The sequence below is a fragment of the Kitasatospora sp. NPDC041917 genome, from assembly GCF_055589745.1.
In genome coordinates this window covers 210718-228664 of sequence record NZ_JBVJBI010000005.1, presented here as the reverse complement: position 1 = coordinate 228664, position 17947 = coordinate 210718, and the positions used below count along the sequence as shown (strand labels likewise).

Here is a 17947-nt window from a genome sequence, read left to right as displayed (position 1 = left end):
CCCGCGGGACGTCGCCCCGGCACCGGGCCACCGGCGCCGAACCACCGGTACGAAGCCCTCCGGTACGAAGCACTCCGGTACGCCATGCACCTCCCCCGTCGTGCACACCACCACACCCGCACGCGGGGATTCCCCCACCCGTCCGTCGGACGGAGAGAGGCACCCTCATGCGCATCAGCCGCACCCTCGCCACCGCCGCCCTCGCCGCACTCGCCCTCACCGGCGCGGCCGTCGCCCCCGCCCAGGCCGCCGGCGCGGTCCTGACCACCGGCAGCCCGACCGGCCCGGCCGTCGCCGTCGGCGACGTACTGACCGCCAACCTGGTCTCCGGCACCTCCGCGACCTTCTACAACAGCGCCACCGGGACGACCGGCGTCAAGTGTGCCGCCTCCTCCTTCTCGGCGACGGTGACCTCCAACCCGGCCGCGCCGGGCAGCGCCACCGAGCAGCTCAACACCCAGACCTTCGGATCCTGCACCTCCAACGTCATCGGCGTCACCGGCGTCAAGAGCGTCACGGTCACCAGCCTGCCGTTCACCAACACCGTCAGCGACGGCCCCGGCAACCCGGTCAAGCTCACCCCCGGCGCGGCCGGCGTGATGGGCACCACGGTGGTGCTCAACACCATCCTGGGCAGCATCAACTGCAACTACCAGAACACCACCGGGATCAACGGCACCACCTCCAACACCGGCAACACCATCGGCTTCACCGGCCAGCCGTTCGCCCTGGCCTCCGGGCCGAGCCTGTGCTTCGCGACCGGCTACTTCAGCGCCACCTACGGCCCGGTCCTCGACACCTCGGTCGCCGGCAGCCCGGCCCTCTTCGTCAACTGACGCCCGGGCCCTCCCGGCCCGCCCCGACGGCGGCGGCGCACGGCACCCTCACCGGGCCGTGCGCCGCCGCGCCCACCGGCCCCGCGGCACGCCCCCGGACCCGGTCGCCCACCCCCGGGACAGCGAAGTGACCGGCCGGTAGGGTGGCGCCGCACGGAGACGGCGAACCAGGACGGGGCGAGCGGATGAGCGACAACGGCACGGGTTTCTTCACCTCGGTGGCGGACGCCGCCGAACAGCTGGCCGCCACCGGCTACCTGGCCTCCACGGCCGTGGCCACCACCGTCTTCCTCGCCGACCGGCTCGGCAAGCCGCTGCTGGTGGAGGGCCCGGCCGGGGTCGGCAAGACCGAACTCGCCAAGGCGGTGGCCGCGATCGGCCACGCCCGGCTGGTCCGACTCCAGTGCTACGAGGGCATCGACGAGGCCCGCGCGCTCTACGAGTGGAACCACGCCAAGCAGCTGCTGCGGATCACCGCCGGCCGCGACGAGGGCTGGCAGGAGGCCCGCACCGACATCTTCGGCGAGGAGTTCCTGCTCACCCGCCCGCTCCTCACCGCGATCCGCGGCGAGGAGCCGACGGTGCTGCTGATCGACGAGATGGACAAGGCCGACGTCGAGGTGGAGGCGCTGCTGCTGGAGGTGCTCAGCGACTTCCAGGTCACCGTCCCCGAGCTCGGCACCATCACCGCCACCCGCCGCCCCTTCGTCCTGCTCACCTCGAACGCCACCCGCGAGCTCTCCGAGGCCCTGCGCCGCCGCTGCCTCTTCCTCCACCTCGACTACCCCGAGGCCGAGTTGGAGCGCCGGATCGTCCGCCTCAAGGTGCCCGGCCTGGACGGGACGCTGGCCGATTCGCTGGTCCGGGTCGTCGGCGCGCTGCGCGCGATGGAGCTGCGCAAGGCCCCGTCCGTCGCCGAGACCATCGACTGGGCCCGCACCCTGCTCGCCCTCGGCGCCGACACCCTCGACGAGGCGGTCGTCCGGGAGACCCTCGGGGTGATCCTCAAGCACCAGGACGACGTCCGCAAGGCCGCCCAGAAGCTCACCCTCGCATGACGACGCCCCCGCGGGCCGACACCGCCGCCCGCCTCACCGGCCTGGTCCGCGCCCTGCGCGGGCACGGCCTGCGGATCGGCCCGGCCGAGACGGTGGACGCCGCCGCCGTGCTGGAGGTCCTCGGTTTCGCCGACCGCGAGCAGATGCGGGCCGGTGTGGCCGCGGCCCTGCTGCGCTCGGAGGGCCAGCGGAGCGTCTTCGACGCCACCTTCGACCTGTTCTTCCCCCTCGGCGTCGGCACCCCGGAGGCCGTCCGGGCCGACCCGCCGCCGGTCCCCGACGACCCCGAGCCGCCGCGCTTCGGCCGCCCCGACCCGCTCCGCGAGCAGCTGCGCGAACGCCTGGCCGCCGCGCTGGCCGACGACGACCGCGCCGCCCAGGCCCGGCTGGCCGGCGAGGTGGTGGAGGCCTTCGGCCGGTACGGCGCCGGCGGCACGCCGGGCTCGGACGGCTGGTCCGCCCAGCAGGCTCTGGGCCGGCTCGCCCCCGAGACGCTGCTCGCCCGCGTCCTGGCCGCCCTGCGCGAGCGGCGGAGCGCCCCGGACCTCTCCGACCTGGTGCTCGCCGACGAGATCCGCCGCCGCATCCAGGACTTCCGCGCCCTGGCCGCCGGCGAGGCCCGCCGCCGGGTCGCCGAGCTGCGCGGCCCCGAGCGGATCGCCGAACGCGCCGTCGCCCCCACCGCCGACCTGGTCGACTTCCTCTACGCGGGGCGCGGCCAGGTCGCCGAACTGCGCCGCACCGTCCACCCCCTGGCCCGCAAGCTGGCCACCCGGCTGGCCGCCCGGCGCCGCCGCGCCGCCCGCGGCGAGATCGACCTGCGCCGCACCCTGCGCCGCTCGCTGAGCACCGGCGGGGTGCCGCTGCGCCCCGCGTACCGGCTGCGCCGCCCCGCCCGCCCGGAGCTGGTGCTGCTCTGCGACGTCTCCGGCTCGGTGGCGGGCTTCGCCGACTTCACCATGCTGCTGGTGCGGGCGATGAGCGAACAGTTCAGCAAGGTCCGGGTGTTCGCGTTCGTCAACCGCACCGCCGAGGTGACCGGCCTGCTGCGCGGCGACGACGACCCGGCCCGCCTGGCCGCGCGGATCCTCGCCGAGGCCAAGGTGACGGGCTACCACGGCAACAGCGACTACGGCGCCGCGCTCGGCGAGTTCGCCGAGCGGCACCTGGACGCCGTCGGCCCGCGCACCTGCGTGCTGGTCCTCGGCGACGCCAGGAACAACCAGCGCGACCCCAACCCGGACGCGCTGCGCCGGATCGCCGGCCGGGCCCGCCGGGTGTTCTGGCTCAACCCCGAGCAGCCCTCGCTCTGGCCGACCGGCGACTCCGCCGCCCTCGTGTACGCGGGCGTGGTGGAGATGCACTCCTGCCGCAACGCCCGCCGCCTCGGCGAGCTGATCGCCCGCCTGCTGCCGGTCTGACGCCGGTCCGACGGTGCGGGGGCGCCGGGTCTACTTGTCCAGGTGCGCCAGGAAGTCCAGCAGCGCCGCGTTGACCTCGGCCGGGCGCTCCTGCTGCGTCCAGTGCCCGGTCTCCGGCAGCCGGACGTGCCCGTGCAGCCCGGGCACCCGGCTCAGCAGGTGGTCCAGCACCGGGCGCGGGACCATCGCGTTGACGAGGTCCTGCTCCCCCACCACGAACAGCGCGGGCACGTCGACCGTCACCCCGGTGAAGGCGGCCAGCAGTTCGGCGTTGCGGTCGAGGTTGCGGTACCAGTTGAGCCCGCCGGTGAAGGCCTTCTCACCGTGCGGGGCGTAGTCGGCCTCGAAGGCGTCGAGGTCCGCCTCGGTGAGCCAGTCCGGCAGGCGTTCCGGCTCCGGGAGGCTGTCCAGCAGCCCCTGGCCCTCGGGGACGATCCACACGCGCGGCGTGCCGTCCGGCGACTTCGCGGACAGGATGCGGCGCAGGCTGGTCCGGACGTCCGCGGCCAGTTCGGCGTCGGCCCGGCCGGGCTCCTGGAAGTAGACCTGGTAGTAGCCCTCGCCGAAGGCGGCCCGGGCGGCCTCCAGCGGCGGCGGCCCGCCCACCGGCAGCGGCGGCACGCTCAGCCCGGCCACGGCGCGCACCAGGTCCGGCCGCAGCGCCGCGGTGGCCCAGGCCACCGGCGCGCCCCAGTCGTGCCCGACCACGACCGCCCGTTCCTCGCCGAGCGCGCCGATCAGCGCCGTCACGTCGCCGACCAGGTGCAGCAGGGTGTACTGGTCCACCCGCTCGGGCCGGTCGCTGCGGGCGAATCCGCGCTGGTCCGGCGCGACGACCCGGTAGCCGGCCTCGGCGAGCGGCGCGAACTGGTGGCGCCAGGAGTACCAGCTCTCCGGAAAGCCGTGCAGCAGCAGGACCAGCGGGCCTTCGCCCTGCTCCGCGTAGTGCAGCCGGACGCCGTTCACCTCGATCTCGCCGTGCTTGATCGCGTCGTTCAACTCGCCACTCCCCATCCGGTGAAGACATGCCGTCACTTCCGACCCTGCCCAGCCGATCGCCCCCGGAACCCCGCCGGCTCCGGGCGGCGGAAGCGGCCGAGGCCGCCCCGGAATCCCGGGACGGCCTCGGCCTGAACGGAACTGATCCGACGTCAGTTCACGGTGTAGCTGTACGGGATCGCCGCGAGCACCGAACCGGTGGTGTTCAGGACGTTGTTGGCGGTGGCCACGCCGGTCGGGCCGGACACCAGGTACAGCACGCCCTTGACGGTGCTGCCCTTCGGGCCGGTCGGGGTCAGCGTCACCTGGAGCGAGCCGGTGGCGCCGGGGGCGACGGTCACCGGGGTGGCGGCCGCGGCCGAGGCGTTCACCGAGGCGGCGTACGGGTCACCGGTGCTGGAGGTCAGCGCCGGGTCGAAGGCCTGGGTGTGCGCGGTGGCCGTGATGGTGGAGGTGCCGGCGGGCGCGGAGCCGCTGCCGAACGGGCCGATCTGCTGGACGAAGGTGCCCCAGGTGCCGGGGACGACCGGCTGCTCGGCGGTGCCGTTGTCGGTGACCACCGAGACGGTCGAGCCGTCCTGGGCCTTCTTCAGGTCGCCGAACAGGTCCGGCGAGCCGGTGGTGGCGCTCAGCTCGATCTGCGCCGGCGTCGAGGACGCCGCCACGGCCTTGAGCCGGTCGGTGCCCGGGGGCACCAGGAAGGACGGCACCGCGGAGCTGAGGCTCAGCGGCAGGCTGACGGTCGCCGAGGCGCCCTGCGGCACCAGCGCCAGGTCGACCCGGCGGTCCAGCCGGCCGTCGGCCGCGATCCGCTGGGTCGCGACGGTGTTGTTGGTGTAGTTCACCTGGACGGTGACCGGCTTGCCGGCCGCCAGCACGGTGCGGGCGTCGTTCGGCAGACCGGCCGCGGTGGCCTGGTTCTGGTTGAACGCGACGGTGCCGGTGAAGTCCTGGGCGAGCTCCTGGCCGCTGACCGGGCCGAGCACGTTCAGGACGAACCGCCAGCGGCCGGCGGCCGGGTTGACGGCGGTGGCCGAGACGCCGTTGCCGGTGCCGGCCAGGTTGCCCTGGGCGTCGAACTGCCCGTTGCCCTCGATGTCGACCGGGGTGCCGTTCGGGCTGATCAGCGCGCCCTGCATGAGCAGCTTCGGGTCCTTGCCGACGGTCACGCCGACCCGCAGGTCCTTCTGGCCCTTCGGGACGTCGAAGGCGTACGCGAAGCTCTGGGTCGGCGAGGCGCTGCGGCCGTTGCCACCGGTGACGGTGCCGGTGAAGGTGCCCTTGCCCTGGCTGACCGGGACGAGGCTGCGCAGCACGACCGGGACGCTGGTGGTGTTGCCGTTGGAGCTGGAGACCAGGACGGCCTCACTGGAGTCACCGCTGGTGGCCGGGGTGGTGAGCTGGACCTTGAGGGTCTTGGTCTGGCCCGGCTTCAGGTCGGTGGTGTTCGGGCTCACGGTGCCGGCCGGCACCGCGCGCTGGGTGGCGGTGCCCAGCTGGACGGCGCCGCTGTAGCCGGCCTTGCCGGCCGGGGTGTAGAGGATCGCGGTCCACTCGCCGGCCACCGGGTGCGGAACGTCCACCAGGCCGAAGTTCGCCGGGGTGGCGCCGCCCTGCGGACGGGTGTTGGTCTCGAAGCGGCCCGAGGGGTCGAGCAGCGTCATGCGGACCACCGGTCCGTTGGTGACCGGGGTGGGCGCGCCCTGCCAGGCGATCGAGGCCGCGAGGCGGTCGGCGCCGGCCGGGACGGTGAACTTGACCTGCTTCTGCACCCAGTCCGCGCCGTTGGTCGCGTACTTGAAGGTGTCCTTCGAGGACGGGTCCAGCTGGACGGTCTGCTGGTTGCCCGACTGCGGGGCGAAGCTGCGGGTCGCGGCGCTCACCGTCTGGGTGGTGTCACTGGTGTTGGTGACGGACACGTCGGCGGTGTGGGTCGAGCCGGGGGCGCCGGCGATGTCGACCTGGCCGGTGTTGACCACGACGGTCTTCGCGCCGTCGGTGCCGTCCCCGTCGTCGTAGCCGCGGGCGGCCTCGACGGCGGCGCGGACGTTCAGCAGGCCGGCGCCCTGCTCCTCGGCCGGCACGCCGAGGTCGGTGGCGGTGCCGGTGAGGAACTTCTTCACCAGCGCCGGGGCGGGCGAGTCGCCGCCGTGGGTGTCGCGGTAGGCCTGGATGACCAGGGCCGCGGCGCCGGTGACGAACGGGGCCGACTGGCTGGTGCCGCCGAACGGCTGGATCGGCGAGGGCTGGCCGTTGTAGCCCGTGCAGTCGGTGTACTTGCTGGTGTCGGGCGTGCACAGCGCCCAGTCCGACTCGCCCGGGGCGACCAGGTCGACGGTCCGGCCGGCCTGGGTGAAGCCGCCCGAGGAGAGCGCGGAGATCCGGCTGTTGCTCCAGGTCCTGTTGGAGAACCGGGAGGCCGCGTAACCGGTCTGCTGGTAGTTCTGGTTGTCGGTGGAGGCGCCGACCGCGATCACGTACGGGTCGGTGGCCGGGGTGCCGACCGTGCCGCTGATGCCGGCGTCACCGCTGGAGACGGCGACGGTGACACCCGCCTTGACGGCCTGCTCGTTGAAGAGCGAGATGGTGTCGTGCGCGCCGCTGTCCGGGGTGACGTTGCCGCCGAAGGACTCGTTCAGCACGTCGACGTGGGCGACCCGCACCGCGTAGTCGATCGACTGCAGGATCGAGGAGTTGGACATCATCTCGCCGCCGGCCTTCAGCGCGACCAGGTCGGCGTCCGGGGCGAGGCCGCGGATGCGGATGTTGCAGCCGGCCGGGAGCGGGTGCGAGGAGTTCACGAACGTGGAGACGTCGTAGACCTGGCGGCCCTGGGCGATGACCGCCGAGGCGTCGCCGAAGGCTTCGGCCGCACCGGTCGGCGCGTCCCAGCCGTCGCCCGCGAAGTCCTGGTAGTCGACCACGGCGTGCGAGCCGTCGGCCCGGATGAAGTCCGGGTTGTTGGGGTCGAGGCCGTCCGCGATGTAGGCGACCTTGACGCCCTTGCCGGTGGCCAGGTCCTCCACGCCGGGCTTGCCGTTGCCGGTGACGGCCCGGGTCGAGTAGAGGCCCTCGGGCTCCAGCAGCGGCTTGCTCGGGTCGGAGGGGCAGACCGTGTTGGTCGCGTTCTCCTCCGCCCCCTGGCCGTTACTGCCCGAAACGGCCTGCGGAGCGGCATCGGGCTTGGGCGCCTTGGCGCCGGCGGCGGCAGCGTCCTTGGCCGCCTTCGCCTTTCCGGCGGCCGCCGGGGCGACCTGGACCTGGGCGTCGGCCACCACGGTGGAGACGGCCGGGTCCGCCTGGAGCTGGGCGCGCAGGGCGGGGCCGACCGTGGCCGAGAAGGCGTTGCCGACCACGAAGCTCTTGATGTCGGTGCCGCCGGCCGCCTTGACCTTCTTCAGCAGCGGCGCCTGCGCGTCGGCGGTCTTCTGCTGCCGGGCGCCCAGGTGGCCGTGGTCGGCCGGGGCGTCCGCGATCTGGTCCTTCAGAATCACGATCACCGGCACCGGGGCCCCGTCCGCGGACGCCGCCCGGGCGTTCTGCGGGTCGGGGGCCGGGGCCGCGCTCGCCATGGTCCCGAGGCTCAGGACCATCGACGCGGCGGTGACCGTGACGGCCGCCGCCAGCTGGGTTTTCCGCCAGCCGATCATATAAATCCTCTCGTCAGATGGATAGCTGACGCATTCCAACGCACCTGAGAGGATCACGACAAGGGGGTAAATCCCCATCAGAAAGTAAAGTTGACCATCAATCAGTAAAATTCACGGAGGAAATCGGGCCGAATCATCATCTTTCAGCCGATCGGCCCTTACCGGACCCGGGGCGACTCCACCGCGGGAAGGGCGGTGGCGGCTCCCTTCCCGCGCCACCGCCCGACGAAACGGCGCACCCGGCGAACCGGCGCGTCCGGCTCCTGTCGAGGCCGCCGCCCGCCCGCCCGTCCGACCCGTCCCGGTCAGGACCCGGCCAGCCGCTCCTGAGCGTCCGCCAGGTCCTCGGCGGTCGGCGCGTCGTCCTGGGTCAGCCGGTGGCGCCAGTAGCCGGTGAAGTCGACGGACGCCTTCGGCACCCCGCGCTCCTCGACCAGGTGGCGGCGCAGCGCCCGGACCGCCCCCGCCTCGCCGGCCAGCCAGGCGAACGGCCGGCCCGGCGGCAGCTCGGCGGACCGGACGGCCCCGGTCAGCACGGCGCCCGGGGCGGCGCCGTCCCGGTGCAGCCAGTGCACGTCGAGGCCCTCCGGCCCCTCCAGCGGCTGCCGCTCGGCCTCGTCCGCGACCTCGACGTACGCCACCGCCCGCACCCCGGCGGGCAGCGCCCCGACCAGCGTCGCGAGCGCCGGCAGCGCGGTCTCGTCACCGGCCAGCAGCACCCAGTCGGCTGCCGCCGCGGCCTCGGCGAACGGGACCGGCGGGGCGTACAGCGCGGAGGGGCCGACCATCCCGAGCCGGTCCCCCGGCGCGGCCCGCAGCGCCCAGGCGGCGGCCGGACCGGTGTCGCCGTGCAGCACGAAGTCGATCTCGACCAGCCGGGTCCCGGGGCGCCGACCGCGCAGGGTGAAACCGCGCAGCAGCGGGCGCCGCTCCTCGGGGATCGCCAGGTAGGCCCGGTACCAGCCCATCGGGTCGTCCTGCCGGGCGGGCAGCACCGGCTCGCGCTGGCCGGGGCGGGGGAAGCAGAGCTTGAGCTGCTGGTCGGGGGCGGTACCGACGGCGTCGGGCAGTTCCTCGGCGGCGAAGGTGATCCGGGCGGTGCGCGGCGTGATCCGGCGGACCTCGACGACCTCGACGAAGGTGACGGGCAATGTCATCGCGAAACCCCTTCGATTGGTAACCTTACGGCATAAAGAGTTGCCGCAGGGGCGATACTTTACGCCATAAGGAGATGTCGGATGACCGTCTACGCCGGACAGGGCGACGCCCATCGCTCGCTCGCCCTGCTCTGGGGTGCGCCCGCGGAACCGCGCACCGGGCGCAGTGGCCCCAAGCCGGGCCTGAGCGTGGACGCGATCGTGTCGGCCGGAATCGCGGTGGCCGACGCCGAGGGCATGGCCGCACTGTCGATGCGCGCCGTGGGCGAACGGCTCGGCCGCACCGCGATGGCGCTCTACACCTATGTGCCCGGCAAGGCCGAACTGCTCGACCTGATGCACGACCGGGTGCTCGCCGAGCTCCCGGTCGAACGCCCGACCGAATACCCCTCCGAACTCCCCGGTGAGCGCCCCGCCGAATACCCGTCCGGACTCCCCGACGGACTCCCGGACGACCCCGTTACGGCCGAGGACTGGAGGGGGGCCGTCACCGCCTGGGCCGAGAACCTGTACGCCTGCTACCTGCGCCACCCCTGGGTGCTCCAGGTCTCGCAGGCCCGCCCGGTGCTCGGCCCCGCCGAACTCGCCGCGATGGAGGCGCTGTTGCGCGCGCTGCGACCGGCCGCACTGGCTCCCCGGCGGCTGCGCGGGGCGGTCGCCGCACTCTGGCAGTTCGTCCGCGGCCTGGCCGCCACCACCGCCGACGCGCGCGGCGCGGCCGCCGCGACCGGCGTCACCGACGAGGACTGGTGGGCCGGCCGCTCCGCCCGACTGGTCGAACTCGCCCCGGACTTCGCGGAACGCTTCCCCCTGCTCGTCGCCCTGCAGAGCGAAGGCGGCGCCCCGGAGGACGGCCACCTGGAGGCCTTCCGCAGCGGGCTCGCCGTGCTGCTCGACGGCATCGCGGCGGAGGGCCTCCCGACGGATCCACGGTGACGCGGTCCCGGGAGCCGAGAACCGGGCCGCTGCGGGCGGTGCGGCCACCACGTCATCGTCACCGCCCGCGACCGCCACCGGGCCCTAGCCGTGCCGGGCGGCGGGGAGCGCCAGCAGGACACCGAGCACCACCAGGGTGGCGTACCCGGCGATCTCGTGGCCCGCCGGCACCAGGACCCGGACGAAGCCGAACAGCCGGAAGCCCTCGATCCAGGTGGACAACAGGCCCGAGGCGCCGCCGACGATCAACACCGAACCGAGGTAGCCGAGCAGGGTCTTCATGCCCCCGAGCCTAGGAAGGCGGCCGGTCGCCGGACGTCCGACTTTCGGTGCGGACCCGCGCCACCAAAGTCGTCCCTTCCGCACGGGTCCGCACGGCTCCGGGTGGCCCCTCGGGCTCCGCACGCGTCCGCAGAACTCCGGACGGAGCAGCAGGCCCGGCGGCCCGGTGGCGGCCCGGGTACGTTCGCCGTGTGCAGCCCAAGCGTGTGCAACAGAAGTCCCCGCATGTCACCAGGGCCGTGGCCGGCACCGCCGCCTGTGCCGCCCTGGTGCTCTTCGTCGTCGCCCCGGCGGCCCTCGCCCAGGACTCCGTCCCCGCCGTCGGCGGGGAGCGGCTCGGCCGCCCGGCCGTCCAGGTCGAACCGCTGGCCGGGGCGCCGGCCCTGCCGTCCGAACTGACCGGCCGCTCCTGGCTGGTCGCCGACGCGGCCACCGGCGAGGTGCTCGCCGCCCGTGACGCCCACCTGCCGTTGCCCCCGGCCAGCACCCTCAAGATGCTGTTCGCGGACACCGTGCTGCCCAAGTTCGACCGGGGCCTGGAACACAAGGTCACCACGGCCGAACTCGCCAGCCTCGGCGCCGGCAGCAGCCTGGTCGGCGTCAAGGAGAACCTGGCCTACCGGGTCGAGGACCTGTGGCGGGGCGTCTTCCTCAGTTCCGGCAACGACGCCGTCCACGTCCTCTCCCACATGAACGGCGGCATCCAGCGGACCGTCACCGAGATGCAGGAGCGCGCCCGGGCGCTCCAGGCCCGGGACACCCATGTGGTCTCCCCCGACGGCTACGACATGGACGGCCAGGTCTCCTCCGCCTACGACCTCACGCTCTTCGCCCGGGCCGGGCTGCGCAACACCGACTTCCGCTCCTACTGCTCCACCCGCACCGCGAGCTTCCCCGGCGGGCTGGACAAGCTCACCGGCCGGCGCACCAGCTTCGACATCGCCAACACCGACCGGCTGCTCGGCAAGTACCCCGGCCTGATCGGCGTCAAGAACGGCTACACCACCAACGCGGGCGCCACCTTCACCGGCGCCGCCGAACGCGACGGCCGCACCCTGCTGGTGACGGTGATGCACCCCGAGGCGCAGGGCACGGTGTACGACGAGGCCGCCAGCCTGCTCGACTGGGGCTTCGCGGCCGCCGGAAAGGTCCGGCCGGTCGGCAAACTGGTCGACGAGCCCGCCGGCCCCTCGCCCTCCCCGTCCGCCGGGGCCGCGGCCGAGGCCGCCGACCAGCTCCCGCCCTGGGCCCGCCCGCCGGTGGCCGGCGGCTCCGACTCCGGCTTCGCCGCCGCCGTCTGGACCGCCACGGCCCTCGGCACCGCGCTCGCCGCCTGGGCCACCGCCCGCACCGCCGCCCGCCGCCGAGCCGCGCCCGCCCGGGCCGTTCCCGTCCCCGCGTACGGCGGGGGCGGCGCGACCGCCGTCGGGGGCGCCACCGGCGTCGTTGGCCGCGGCCGGCGCCGCGTGGTCCGCCACGCCCGCACGCTGGTCCGCACCGCCCGCACCGCCCGCCCCCGCGCCCGAACCCACCGCGCCGGATCCGACTGACCGGCGAGGAAGGCCGCCGGCCCGCTGCCCGTCCCGGTGCCGGACCGGCCCTTCCCCGGCGGCCTCGGCGCACGCCCCACGCCCTTCCGGGGGAGCGCGCCGGCCGGGTTCCGGTGGACCGCCCTCTAGACTTCCGGCCATGACCACGCCCGACCCCTCCGCCGCGGACCGGCTCTCCCGGATCGTCCGGCTCTCCTCCGGGAGCTACCTGCTCGTCACCACGTACAAGAAGGACGGCACCACCGTGCCGACCCCGGTGTGGGTGGTGCGTGACGGGGAGACGCTCGGCGTCTGGACCGTCGCGGACTCCTGGAAGGTCAAGCGGATCCGCAACCGCGCGGACGTGCTGGTCGGCCCCTGCGACGTCAAGGGCAACCCGACCGGCGAGCAGTACCCCGCCACCGCCGAGATCCTCGGCCCCGAGCGCACCGCCGCCTACCGCACGCTGCTGCGCCAGAAGTACGGCCTGCTCGGCGTGCTCACCCTGCTCGGCAGCCGGCTGCGGCGCGGCGAGCGCGGCACCGTCGGCATCCGGATCACGCTCGCGGACTGAGCTACGGGTGCGGGCCGCTCGGCACGCCGGGCGACCCGAGCCGGGCCGGGCGACGTGGCAGGCTGGCGGCCATGGACGAGAACGCGGCCGGGCCGCTTCCCCTGCTGGTCGTCGACGGCGCGAACGTGGTCGGCTCCGTGCCGGACGGCTGGTGGCGGGACCGGCGGGGCGCCGCCGAGCGGCTGCGGGACGGGCTGGTCGCGGTGGCCGCCCGGGGCGTGCCGGAGCTGCCCGGCCCGCTGGAGGTGGTCCTGGTGGTGGAGGGCGCGGCCCGGGGCGTCGACGGGGTGGCCGGGGTGCGGGTGGTCGCGGCGAGCGGCAGCGGGGACGACCGGATCGTGGAGCTGGTCCGCGCGGCCCGCACCGAGGACCCGGAGCGGACCTGCCTGGTGGTCACCGCCGACCGTGAACTACGCTCCCGGGTCGGCGTGTTGGGCGCCGGGGCGACCGGGCCGCGCAGTGTGCGGAGCTGACTGCTCCCAGGGGTGGCCGCCGTCCTGGCCGCTCTCCAGCAGCGGGATCAGCTCGAAGGACGCGTCGCTGAGGCCACCGAGGGTGTAGCGGCGCGGGCCGGGGGCGGTGTGGCCGACGGCGTAGCCGGCCAGGTTCCAGGTGTACACCGGGACGTCCTCGGGGACGGGCGCGAACGGGTCGGCGCTCGACCGGTGGGCCTGCTCGTCGGTGACCACGACCACCCGGTCGTGCTCCCGGTAGTGCCGGCGGACCGCGCCGGCCATGTCGGTGCCGCCCAGGTTGCGGAAGAGCCCCAGGGTCCGCAGCACCGAGGGTTCCGGTTCGACCGCCCGGCTGCCGGTGCCGAACTGGACCAGGTCGGCCCGCTCGGCCCGCAGGGCCAGCGCGGTGCCGAAGACGGCGGCGGTGTCCGCCCGGTTCAGCTGGGTCCGGGCCGACGGCAGGTCGAACATCGAGGACGAGCGGTCCACCAGCACCAGGGTGCGGCCGGGCAGCACGGGCACCCCGGCCAGCGAGTGCCCGAGGGCGGCCTCCAGGGACTCGGACCAGCGGGACGAGCGGGTGGCGCGGTGGGCGGCGAGGAAGCGGAACGGGAACTGCCGGGAGCGCCGGACCTCCTCCGGGTCGGCGATCCGGCCGGCCGCCCGCGCCGCCGGCTCGTCGCCGACCCCGGCCTGGTCGAAGTTGCGGAGGTTGCGCACCAGCGCCATCGGGCCCATCGAGGGGATGACGGCCTCCCAGGCGGCGGCGTCCAGCGGGCCCTGCAGCCAGCCGGCCAGGGCCTCCCAGGTCATCCCGGCCTCGGCGAGGCGCTGCGCGCCGCCGGGCTCGGTGACCAGCGCCCTGCGGTCGGCCGGCGGGACACCGAGCAGTTCGTGGTGGGCGCTCAGCAGGCGCTGGTCGGCGGGCGGCAGGGCGCGGTCCGGGCGGTGTCGGCGGTCCAGGGCGTACCGGAACAGCGCGCCCTGCCAGGGCTTGTCCGGGTCGGGCGCGGGGTGGATGAGCTCCAGGACGTCACCGAAGCGGAAGCCGCGCGAGGGCGTGTCGTACTTCAGCAGTGCGCGGCCGGTGTAGAGCCGGCGGACCGCGTCGCCGATGCCGCGGCGCAGCGGCTGGGGCAGCCGACGGCCGTACCGGCCGGTCCAGTGCGTCAGCAACTCGCCCGGCTCGTCGGGGCGTTGGAGCACCGCGTCGACGGCCTGCCGGGAGTACCCGGCGGCGCCGGCCGCCGACCGGGCGTGGACGAACTCGACGGCCCCGACCAGGGCGGCGGTCCGGACGCGGAACCCGGTGCGCAGCCGGCGCAGCAGCCCGAGGGTCCACTCGGGGTCGCTCACGGCGTGCTCGCGGATCAGCCGCACGTACCGCTCGTCGCGCTCGACGGCCGACTCGTAGAAGCTCTCCTGGCCGAACAGGTGGGAGACGGCGAGGAGGAACAGTTCCTCCTTCGGCTCCCGGAGGTAGCCGGTGCCGCCCTGATGGTTGGTGACCGCCGTTCCCGGGGCGGCCGTCCGTTCCGGGGTGGCCGCGGTGCGCCGGACGACCGGCGGCGGCGCCGAGCGCAGGCGCTGGACCTCCGGGATCGGCCACTGGCCGTGGGTGGAGAGCGGGGAGGACACCCCCCGTGCGGTGAGTCCCGGTAGTTCTCGCTGGATCTCGGCCCTGGTGGCGGCCTTGGTCCGTTGGCGGTTGAACCGGGTCATGCAGAGGTCCCCCTGGTGGGTGGTCGGGCCGGAGCGGGAGGGGAAGGGCGAGGCGGGGCACGCGGGGACGGGCGCGGGCCGAAACCGGCGCGTGCCGGGACGGGCGCCTCCCGGGATCAGAATCGGCACCGGTGTCACTTGATGGTTTTCGAAAGGAAGTAACCGGGGCCAGGCGCATCGGGAGGCGCCGTCCCGGACGCTACCCGGTCGGGCCGCGGCTCGTCATCCGATTATTCGCACCTCGATTTCGGACCGTACGGGAACCGTTCCGCGGTCGTGTCCGACTGCTGGGAGGTGAGTGCGAAGTCGCCGGGTGTCCGGCCGTTGAGTGTGCTGGTGGGGTTCCTCCTGCTGCTGGTGGTGGTGTTCGTGGTGGCCTACGGGGTGGGTCGGCAGGTGGGGCCGGTGGCGCCCGGGCTGCGGCCGAGCGGCGGGGGCGGGGCGTCCCCCGGAATGGGCGGGCACGACATGGGCGGGACGCGGTGAGCGCCGTCGCCGAGCCCGTGGTCGCCACCGATCTGGCGGTCGGCGGGATGACCTGCGCCGCCTGCGTGGGCCGGGTGGAGAAGCGGCTGGCCCGGATCGACGGGGTGACGGCCGGGGTGAACCTGGCGACCGGGCGGGCCCGGGTGCTGCACCCGGCCGGGATCCCGGTCGCGGAGCTGGTGGCGGCGGTCGAACGGGCGGGCTACACCGCCGAGCCGCTGCCCGCGGGGGCTCCGGTCGGGATGGCGGCCGAGGAGCCGGACGAGCGGTGGCGACTGCTGGTCACCGCCCTGCTGGCCGTCCCGGTGCTGGTGCTGTCGATGGTGCCGTCGGCGCAGTTCACCGCCTGGCAGTGGGTCTGCTTCGCGCTCGCCGTCCCGGTGGTGACCTGGGGGTCGGCCGGTTTCCACCGCCGGGCCCTGCGGGGCCTGCGGCACGCGGCGGCGACCATGGACACCCTGGTCAGCCTGGGTGTGGTGGCCTCCTTCGGCTGGTCGGCGTACGCGCTGTTCCTCGGCGGGGCCGGCGATCCGGACATGCGGATGCCGTTCTCGCTGACCGCCGACGGCGGCGGCACCGCGCACGTGTACCTGGAGGCGGCGGTCGGCGTACCGCTGTTCGTGCTGGCCGGGCGACTGCTGGAGGGCCGGGTGCGCCGGCGCAGCGGGTCCGCGCTGCGGGCGCTGGCCGAGCTGGGCGCCAAGCAGGTGTGCCTGCGCGGGGCGGACGGCGAGGAGCGCCTGGTGCCGATCGAACTGCTGCTGCCCGGGCAGGAGTTCGTGGTGCGGCCGGGCGAGCGGGTGGCCACCGACGGGGTGGTGGTCGAAGGGGGTTCGGCGCTCGACCTGAGCCTGCTGACCGGGGAGAGCGTGCCGGTCGAGGTCGGCCCGGGCGCCGTGGTGGCGGGTGCGACGGTCAACGTGGGCGGCGCCCTGGTGGTCAGGGCCACGGCCGTCGGCGCGGACACCCAACTGGCCCGGATCACCGCGCTGGTGGCGCAGGCCCAGGCCGGCAAGGCACGGGCGCAGCGGCTGGCGGACGCGGTGGCCGGGGTGTTCGTGCCCTGCGTGCTGGCGATCGCGGCGAGCGTGCTGGGCTTCTGGCTGGGCGCGGGCGCGGCCCCGCAGGCGGCGGTGACGGCGGCGGTCGCGGTGCTGGTGGTGGCCTGCCCGTGCGCGCTCGGACTGGCCACGCCGACGGCGCTGCTGGCGGCGACCGGGCGGGGCGCGGAACTGGGCGTGCTGGTGCGCGGCCCGGAGGTGCTGGAGAGCCTGCGCCGGGTGGACACGGTGGTGATGGACAAGACCGGGACACTGACCACCGGACGGATGGAGCTGGCGGCCGTCACCACCGCCGACGGCCTCGCGCAGGACGAGGCCCTGCGGTTGGCCGGCGCGGTCGAGCACCGCTCCGAGCACCCGATCGGCCGGGCCGTCGCGGCGGCGGCCCGGGAGCGCTGCGGACCGCCGCCGGCCGTGGACGGCTTCGCGGCCACCACCGGGCTCGGGGTGTCCGGGACGGTCGAGGGCCGGGCCGTGCGGGTGGTGCGGCCGGACGACACCGTCCTGCCGCCGGCCCTGGCCGAGGCGGCCGCACAGGCCGCGGAGGAGGGCCGTACGGCCGTCGCGGTCGAGCTGGACGGGCGGCCGGCGGCCGTCCTGGTGGTCGGCGACACCCTGCGATCGGGCAGCTGGCGGGCGCTCCACCGGCTGCGCGGGCTGGGCCTGGAGACCGTCCTGCTGACCGGGGACGGCCCGGGCGCCGCGCGGGCGGTGGCGGCCGAGCTGGGCATCGAGCGGGTGCACGCCTCGGCTTCCCCCGAGCGCAAGGCCGAGGTGGTGGCCGAACTGCGCGCCGCCGGACGGACGGTGGCGGTGGTCGGCGACGGTGTCAACGACGCGGTGGCCCTGGCCTCGGCGGACCTCGGGGTGGCGCTGGCCTCCGGCAGTGACGCCGCGATCGGCGCGGCCGGGCTGACCCTGGTGCGCGGCGACATCGAGGCGGTGGTGGACGCCGTACGGCTGGCGCGGCAGACCCTGGCGACCATCCGGGCCAACCTGCTCTGGGCCTTCGGCTACAACCTGGTGCTGATCCCGCTGGCGGCGGTCGGGTTGCTCAACCCGATGCTGGCGGCGGTCGCGATGTCGCTCAGCTCGCTGCTCGTGGTGGGCAACAGCCTGCGGCTGCGCACCTGGGAGCCGGGGCGGGGACAGCGCCGGGGAGGACGGCGGTGAGGGGCGTGAAGGACAGGAAGGGCGTGAGGGGCGTGACGGGTGTGAAGCGTGCGAAGGGAGGGACGGCGGCGAGGACCGCCGGGCGTCTCGCGGTGGCCGGCCCGCCGGTCGGCGCGGCGGCCCTGGCCCTGGTCCTGCTCACCGGGTGGACGGCGGTCGGCGGGGCCGGCCGCGCCCTCCCCGTGACGGCCGAACCGGGCTGGGTGCTGCTGCCGACGGCGGGTGCGGCCACCGCCACGGCGGCCTTCTTCACGGTCCGCAACCCGGGCGACGTCCCCGACGAACTGACCGGTGCCTCATGGGAGTTCGGCGGCCGGATCACGCTGAAGCGGCACCTGCACCAGGGCGCGGCGGGCCGCTGGGAGCCGGCCTCGGCGCTGCCGGTGCCGGGCCGCGGCGAACTGCGGATGACCCCGGAGGACGCGGACCTGATGATCGCCGACCCGCCGCAGCTGCGGGCCGGCCAGTGGGTGGAGTTCACCCTCGCCTTCCGGCACAGTCCGTCGCTGCGGCTCGCCGCCCAGGTGCTGCCCGCGGCCGAACGGCCGCGCTGACCGTCCCCGAAGGCCCCTGGGGCCCGAAGCCCGACGGCTTCGAGCCCCAGGGGC

15 protein-coding genes are annotated in these 17947 nt (G+C 75.1%); 10 read left to right on the top strand and 5 right to left on the bottom strand.

The window, feature by feature from the left end; translation table 11 throughout:
* Positions 1-167: 167 nt before the first annotated feature.
* From ACZ6EM_RS08370 to ACZ6EM_RS08360, 3 genes are all read left to right on the top strand, one after another.
* Positions 168-836, top strand: coding sequence for a Tat pathway signal sequence domain protein (locus ACZ6EM_RS08370; protein ID WP_359900971.1), 669 nt, complete (start codon positions 168-170; stop codon positions 834-836).
* A 185-nt stretch (positions 837-1021) separates the two neighbouring features.
* Complete coding sequence (locus tag ACZ6EM_RS08365) at positions 1022-1894, top strand: AAA family ATPase (protein WP_401045595.1); 873 nt, start codon at positions 1022-1024, stop codon at positions 1892-1894.
* Positions 1891-3315, top strand: coding sequence for a vWA domain-containing protein (locus ACZ6EM_RS08360; protein WP_401045593.1), 1425 nt, complete (start codon positions 1891-1893; stop codon positions 3313-3315). Before ACZ6EM_RS08365 ends, ACZ6EM_RS08360 begins: the two co-directional genes overlap by 4 nt.
* A gap of 30 nt (positions 3316-3345) precedes the next feature.
* Here the strand turns inward: ACZ6EM_RS08360 and ACZ6EM_RS08355 are convergent, their stop codons facing one another.
* The 3 genes from ACZ6EM_RS08355 to ACZ6EM_RS08345 all read right to left on the bottom strand — a co-directional run bounded on the left by ACZ6EM_RS08355 (position 3346) and on the right by ACZ6EM_RS08345 (position 9121).
* Entirely contained in the window at positions 3346-4314 is a 969-nt protein-coding gene (locus ACZ6EM_RS08355) for an alpha/beta fold hydrolase (RefSeq protein WP_401045590.1), read from the bottom strand.
* A gap of 152 nt (positions 4315-4466) precedes the next feature.
* The gene (locus ACZ6EM_RS08350) at positions 4467-7964 is read right to left on the bottom strand and encodes a S8 family serine peptidase (protein ID WP_465772052.1); all 3498 of its coding nucleotides are present in this window, start codon (positions 7962-7964) and stop codon (positions 4467-4469) included.
* A gap of 305 nt (positions 7965-8269) precedes the next feature.
* A complete protein-coding gene (locus ACZ6EM_RS08345; RefSeq protein WP_452179937.1) occupies positions 8270-9121 on the bottom strand; it encodes a siderophore-interacting protein in 852 nt (283 codons plus the stop codon).
* 81 nt (positions 9122-9202) lie between these two features.
* Between ACZ6EM_RS08345 and ACZ6EM_RS08340 the strand changes: the two genes are divergently transcribed.
* The gene (locus tag ACZ6EM_RS08340) at positions 9203-10057 is read left to right on the top strand and encodes a TetR/AcrR family transcriptional regulator (protein ID WP_465772051.1); all 855 of its coding nucleotides are present in this window, start codon (positions 9203-9205) and stop codon (positions 10055-10057) included.
* An 84-nt stretch (positions 10058-10141) separates the two neighbouring features.
* On the opposite strand, the gene ACZ6EM_RS08335 is transcribed toward ACZ6EM_RS08340, so the two are convergent.
* Positions 10142-10339 (bottom strand): hypothetical protein, encoded by a 198-nt coding sequence (locus ACZ6EM_RS08335; RefSeq protein ID WP_359900946.1) that lies wholly within the window; start codon positions 10337-10339, stop codon positions 10142-10144.
* A 191-nt stretch (positions 10340-10530) separates the two neighbouring features.
* Here ACZ6EM_RS08335 and ACZ6EM_RS08330 point away from each other — a divergent pair, with 191 nt between their 5' ends.
* The 3 genes from ACZ6EM_RS08330 (at position 10531) to ACZ6EM_RS08320 (ending at position 12915) form a co-directional block, all read left to right on the top strand.
* Positions 10531-11889, top strand: a complete 1359-nt coding sequence (locus ACZ6EM_RS08330) for a D-alanyl-D-alanine carboxypeptidase family protein (protein ID WP_452191710.1) — start codon at positions 10531-10533, stop codon at positions 11887-11889.
* A 139-nt stretch (positions 11890-12028) separates the two neighbouring features.
* Positions 12029-12442 carry a PPOX class F420-dependent oxidoreductase gene (locus ACZ6EM_RS08325; RefSeq protein ID WP_465772050.1) on the top strand — a complete coding sequence of 138 codons (414 nt, stop codon included), beginning with the start codon at positions 12029-12031 and terminating at the stop codon, positions 12440-12442.
* A gap of 71 nt (positions 12443-12513) precedes the next feature.
* Positions 12514-12915: an NTP pyrophosphohydrolase gene (locus ACZ6EM_RS08320; RefSeq protein ID WP_401045574.1), complete on the top strand. Its 402-nt coding sequence runs from the start codon at positions 12514-12516 to the stop codon at positions 12913-12915.
* On the opposite strand, the gene ACZ6EM_RS08315 is transcribed toward ACZ6EM_RS08320, so the two are convergent.
* The gene (locus tag ACZ6EM_RS08315; RefSeq protein ID WP_465772049.1) at positions 12853-14619 is read right to left on the bottom strand and encodes a TROVE domain-containing protein; all 1767 of its coding nucleotides are present in this window, start codon (positions 14617-14619) and stop codon (positions 12853-12855) included. The genes ACZ6EM_RS08320 and ACZ6EM_RS08315 overlap by 63 nt on opposite strands.
* Before the next feature lie 324 nt (positions 14620-14943).
* On the opposite strand from ACZ6EM_RS08315, the gene ACZ6EM_RS08310 reads away from it, so the two are divergent.
* Genes ACZ6EM_RS08310 through ACZ6EM_RS08300 form a run of 3 tightly spaced genes read left to right on the top strand, consistent with a single transcriptional unit; the run spans position 14944 to position 17893 of the window.
* On the top strand, positions 14944-15105 hold the full coding sequence (locus tag ACZ6EM_RS08310) for a hypothetical protein (RefSeq protein WP_465772047.1): 162 nt from the start codon (positions 14944-14946) through the stop codon (positions 15103-15105).
* On the top strand, positions 15102-17339 hold the full coding sequence (locus tag ACZ6EM_RS08305) for a heavy metal translocating P-type ATPase (RefSeq protein ID WP_401055276.1): 2238 nt from the start codon (positions 15102-15104) through the stop codon (positions 17337-17339). The genes ACZ6EM_RS08310 and ACZ6EM_RS08305 overlap by 4 nt, the downstream gene beginning before the upstream one ends.
* A 41-nt stretch (positions 17340-17380) precedes the next feature.
* Positions 17381-17893 (top strand): copper chaperone PCu(A)C, encoded by a 513-nt coding sequence (locus ACZ6EM_RS08300; protein WP_465772046.1) that lies wholly within the window; start codon positions 17381-17383, stop codon positions 17891-17893.
* The last annotated feature ends 54 nt before the right edge of the window (positions 17894-17947 follow it).

Coding starts and splice junctions, on each gene's coding strand:
- ACZ6EM_RS08350 (WP_465772052.1), bottom strand. CDS start 7,964: ATGATCGGCTGGCGGAAAACCCAGCTGGCGGCGGCCGTCACGGTCACC.
- ACZ6EM_RS08335 (WP_359900946.1), bottom strand. CDS start 10,339: ATGAAGACCCTGCTCGGCTACCTCGGTTCGGTGTTGATCGTCGGCGGC.
- ACZ6EM_RS08320 (WP_401045574.1), top strand. CDS start 12,514: ATGGACGAGAACGCGGCCGGGCCGCTTCCCCTGCTGGTCGTCGACGGC.
- ACZ6EM_RS08325 (WP_465772050.1), top strand. CDS start 12,029: ATGACCACGCCCGACCCCTCCGCCGCGGACCGGCTCTCCCGGATCGTC.
- ACZ6EM_RS08315 (WP_465772049.1), bottom strand. CDS start 14,619: ATGACCCGGTTCAACCGCCAACGGACCAAGGCCGCCACCAGGGCCGAG.
- ACZ6EM_RS08340 (WP_465772051.1), top strand. CDS start 9,203: ATGACCGTCTACGCCGGACAGGGCGACGCCCATCGCTCGCTCGCCCTG.
- ACZ6EM_RS08365 (WP_401045595.1), top strand. CDS start 1,022: ATGAGCGACAACGGCACGGGTTTCTTCACCTCGGTGGCGGACGCCGCC.
- ACZ6EM_RS08360 (WP_401045593.1), top strand. CDS start 1,891: ATGACGACGCCCCCGCGGGCCGACACCGCCGCCCGCCTCACCGGCCTG.
- ACZ6EM_RS08345 (WP_452179937.1), bottom strand. CDS start 9,121: ATGACATTGCCCGTCACCTTCGTCGAGGTCGTCGAGGTCCGCCGGATC.
- ACZ6EM_RS08370 (WP_359900971.1), top strand. CDS start 168: ATGCGCATCAGCCGCACCCTCGCCACCGCCGCCCTCGCCGCACTCGCC.